This window comes from Solitalea longa, assembly GCF_002920915.1.
Classification (GTDB): Bacteria; Bacteroidota; Bacteroidia; order Sphingobacteriales; family Sphingobacteriaceae; genus Solitalea; species Solitalea longa.
On sequence record NZ_PQVF01000027.1, the window covers coordinates 1 to 4,327 of the forward strand.

Here is a 4,327-nt window from a genome sequence, read left to right on the forward strand (position 1 = left end):
TAAAAGTTCAATTGAAGGCATAAAATTGATAGATGGCTTAGATATTTCAAGACTCAAATTCTTAAGGACAGATAGTTCGAGCGGGAATGACAAAGAATTAAAAGATAACGGAATAATTAAACTTAAATAAAAAACGGCAGGTAACAGCCGCTTGCCGCAAACGCGGTGGACGTGCAATTTTGAACTGATAACCTGATTAATAACTTTACGGCAACAGCGGAGAAAGACGCAGGTATTTTCACCGCGCCTTCGGCAAGCGCCAAAACGTTAGCAGCCATTAAAAAGCCATGCATGAAACATTGACAGCCATCCAAGCAATTGCCCGATTAAGAAAGTTCGGACAGCTCGACCACTGTATAGTTAATGAACTACTCGACCTGAGAGAATTGACTGAATCTGGCGACAAAGTTGTTTTGCGGCTAATCTTTTCAAATTGCCAGTTCAAGGAGATTGATTCGACCTCAATTGAGTTTACCAAGCCATTAGTGTTACAAAATTGTGTGGTAGATAAGTTTGATATTTATGCAACTTGTTTTATCGGTGGGTTTACAATCGAGAATAACATTTTCAATGAATATATTCAATTTATGCACGCCGACCATGGTGCTGATGGTCAATTAAGACTAGCAGGAAATGTGTTTAATGAGTTCGTTGATTTTGAGGACGCAGGCTTCAAGTCGCGAATAGAGATAGTTAACAATTCATTCAAAAAGGGGACAAATTTACTGGCAGATGTGCAGCTCGCGGCGCAATTCACAGGCGACTCCACCATTTCAAATAATGAAGGCAAATTGAAAATTAGAACGCACTTTGGGACAATACTTTAACGGCTGCTAACAAACGCTTGCCGTAAAGCGCGCTGGACGTGCAACTTTGTTCTTACAACCTAATTAATAACTTTACACCACGGCGGACTTAGACGCAGGTGTTTTCACCGCGCCTTCGGCAAGCGCCAAAACGTTGTGCGCAACTTTAAAGGGCACTGAAAAGCAAATTATGGGTTTATTCAAAATAAGGGATAAGCAGGATTCTTTATCCCTCAGTATGCAAGATGAAGTTATTAAGATAGCATCAGAAAGATTGGGTCATCCCATTTCTAAGGAACTGATTGCAAAAGTTCGTCAGAAAAAATGGAGTTATATGGGCTTGGAAATGATTATTGACACTGTAAAGAGTATCAACGCTTCCGAAATCGAGAGTTATTTAGCTAAGCTTGACTAAAGACTCAAAATAAAAGCTGCGCACAACAAACGCTTGCCGCAATCGCGGTGGACGTGCAATTTTGAACTGAAGACTTAATTAATAAATTTACATCACGGCGGAGAATGACGCTGGTGTTTTCACCGCGCCTTCGGCAAGCGCCAAAACGTTATGTGTGATTTTAAAAACCTGTAACGGCAATAAAAACGGATAAAGGCCAAAAGCTTTATCAACGTAATTGTTGGTCGACTTGACTCTAAAGGAACAGTTGCCTTTTATGACAAATTTGTTTCCTGNCCTGCAACTGCAAAGACAGACCGAATGAATTCAAAAGACTACAAAAAAATAATTTTAGACAAGCTATCCGAAAAACTAAAGCCGCTACATTTTAAAAAGAAAGGAAATGTCTTTAGCTTTTCAAACGGAGACTTGACCTATTTCATTGGTGTTCAAAGCAGTCAAAGTTCGACATCAAACGTTCTTAAATTGACTATAAACACCGAAATCGCATCCTCACTTATTTCAAAACTTGACGACATAAACTTACCAATCGAGCATCAACGACATTATAATAGAAGAATTGGAAATTATCTCGCGGACAATCAAGACAAGTGGTGGACAGTTGACAGCCAAGACAATGCTGAATATGCTGCAAATGAAATTGCTGAAATTATCACAGAAAAAGTAATACCAAACTTTAATACCCTTAAAAGCACAAATGACTTAGCGACACTTTGGAGAAGCGGAGGTTGGTTAGGGATTACTGAAGGACAACGAAAACACTATCTCTCTTTATTTGAAAATGTTGACCAGTAGAAAGCAGCAGCAGGTAACAGCCGCTTGCCGCAAACGCGGTGGACGTGCAATTTTGAACTGAAAACTTAATTAATAATTTTACACCACGGCGGAGAAAGAAGGCGCAGTTTTCACCGCGCCATCGGCAAGCGCCAAAACGTTAGCCACAATTATAACTGTGACTCTGAAGACAATTACTACAACGGAAAAGAGAATTAATCAGACTATTAACCTGTCGATTATATCTTTTACCCTTATCTGGACTTTATTATTTATCCTCAATCTGTTTGGAGACAAAGTCGACGCTTCAATATTCGTTTTTTTAATGCTTTTGAGTGCTCCATTACTGCTCTTTGGAACAGCCACCTCTATGGCAAAATATTTTATAAAAAAGACAACCATCGAGGTTAATCCAAATGATATAAAGTATTTATTTATAAACATCAGCGAAAAGGACTTTATTGAAAAAGGGTTAGACAAAATAAGTTCACAAGGGAATTGGGTTGTTATGAATGAAGCTAAATATGAAATAAAGTCAGAGGACGTTTCGTATGTGGTAGAAATGATGAATGAAGATGAAAATAAAATTCAACGAGTGGTAGAAAAAGTTAATGTACTAAATGAATCACCTAAGGACTTGTTTAAATCCTGCATGTGGATTCTTTGGGGGGCATCGTAAGAAAATAACTGTGGCTAACACCCGCTTGCCGCAAGCGCGGTGGACGTGCAAATTGAACATTCAACCAAATTAATAACTTTACGCCACGACGGACTATGATGCAGGTGTTTTCATCGCGCCTTCGGCAAGCGTCGCCCGTTAGCTGCAAGCCTAAAATGAACTTGGAAAGTTTAGCAAATAAAGAAATAGAGTTATACATAATGACAATTGACCTCTACCATCAACCTCAATCAGAGGAAAATAGTGAAAGGTTAAAGGTGAATTTTAAAGCATATAAAGAAGTTCACAGAAATTATGCAAACTTATCGGATATAGATAACGAGGCATTAAAGCGAGGACTTTTTATACAATGGTATGCTATGACTGAACCAAATTATTTGACAGGCATTGACGCTTTGGATGAACAGGCTGAACATCTAATCATTGAGTCATTAAACCAAAGAATATTGAATAATGATCCTGACTGGGAGCTTAAATGGATGCTCGATTACTACACAAGTTGGGATTGGATATTCGATAAATTCAAAGACTATGAGGGTCTTCGAAAAGCCATAAAAATCAGACAAGCAAACAGTTTACCTACCGACATTGATAATGACAATATGAATAATAGAGGACAAATGGGGAAATACTGGAACTCTCTAACTGCTTTTAACAAAAAATAAGGCCTGCAGCTAACAGCCGCTTGCCGTAAAGCGCGGTGGACGTGCAATTTTGAACTGAAAACTTAATTAATAAATTTACGCCACGGCGGAGAATGACGCTGGTGTTTTCACCGCGCCTTCGGCAAGCGCCAAAACGTTGCCTGCAATACAAATGAGACTACTAACAACCCTATTAACTATTTCGACTTTACTCGCTTGTTCACATCAACACGTGACGCAACAAGACGTTAAAGTCGACCTGAGTGGACAACACTTAAAATCAATACCCGATAGCGTTTTCCGAAACAATGAGATTACATACTTAGATTTAGGGAGCAGAGAAATCACTTTTTATCCTCCACTTTCTGGATTGGTGGATAGTAACGCTAATGAAATTTCGCATTTAACAGAAAGAATTGGCAATCTGACTAAACTAAGAACACTTATTCTCAACTCAAACAAACTAACAACATTACCAAATGCTATAACAAAACTGACAGACCTTGAAGTTCTTGATTTATCTATTAACAAGGAACTTGATATTGTTCAACAGCTTGACAAACTGAAAAAACTGCCCAAACTCAAGGTGCTGAAAATTGTTGACGTTAAATTGACTAAGACCGACATATCTGTAGTGAAATCGGCATTTCAGCCCAACACTAAAATTATTCTGTCTATTCCCGAATATTTAGAAGCGTCAAAATGAGAAGTACTGCAGGCAACAAGCGCTAACCGAAAACGCGGTGGACGTGCAATTTTGAACTGAAAACTTAATTAATAATTTTACATCACGGCGGACAAGACGCAGGTATTTTCACCGCGCCTTCGGCAAGCGCCAAAACGTTAGCACCAATTTTATGAAGTCAATACTTCGATATATAACAATTGTTATTCTGACAACATTTCTTTTCGGAAAGACATGTGCTCAAGACACGACAACGACCAACTTTTTTAACCAAATTAAAAACTACGACTTTTCGACAATATTAACGGCTGATAGCTTTTTAGC

6 protein-coding genes are annotated in these 4,327 nt (G+C 38.5%); all 6 read left to right on the forward strand.

Annotated elements, in window-relative coordinates:
• The first annotated feature begins 287 nt into the window (after positions 1 to 287).
• Entirely contained in the window at positions 288 to 827 is a 540-nt protein-coding gene (locus C3K47_RS19240; RefSeq protein WP_103790791.1) for a hypothetical protein, read from the forward strand.
• A 169-nt stretch (positions 828 to 996) separates the two neighbouring features.
• A complete protein-coding gene (locus C3K47_RS19245) occupies positions 997 to 1,221 on the forward strand; it encodes a hypothetical protein (RefSeq protein ID WP_103790792.1) in 225 nt (74 codons plus the stop codon).
• 300 nt (positions 1,222 to 1,521) lie between these two features.
• Complete coding sequence (locus tag C3K47_RS19250; RefSeq protein ID WP_103790793.1) at positions 1,522 to 2,016, forward strand: DUF4304 domain-containing protein; 495 nt, start codon at positions 1,522 to 1,524, stop codon at positions 2,014 to 2,016.
• A 157-nt stretch (positions 2,017 to 2,173) separates the two neighbouring features.
• Positions 2,174 to 2,674, forward strand: a complete 501-nt coding sequence (locus tag C3K47_RS19255; RefSeq protein ID WP_103790794.1) for a hypothetical protein — start codon at positions 2,174 to 2,176, stop codon at positions 2,672 to 2,674.
• Between the two features lie 200 nt (positions 2,675 to 2,874).
• Positions 2,875 to 3,339, forward strand: coding sequence for a hypothetical protein (locus C3K47_RS19260; protein ID WP_133159422.1), 465 nt, complete (start codon positions 2,875 to 2,877; stop codon positions 3,337 to 3,339).
• 211 nt (positions 3,340 to 3,550) lie between these two features.
• On the forward strand, positions 3,551 to 4,024 hold the full coding sequence (locus tag C3K47_RS19265; RefSeq protein ID WP_103790796.1) for a leucine-rich repeat domain-containing protein: 474 nt from the start codon (positions 3,551 to 3,553) through the stop codon (positions 4,022 to 4,024).
• The last annotated feature ends 303 nt before the right edge of the window (positions 4,025 to 4,327 follow it).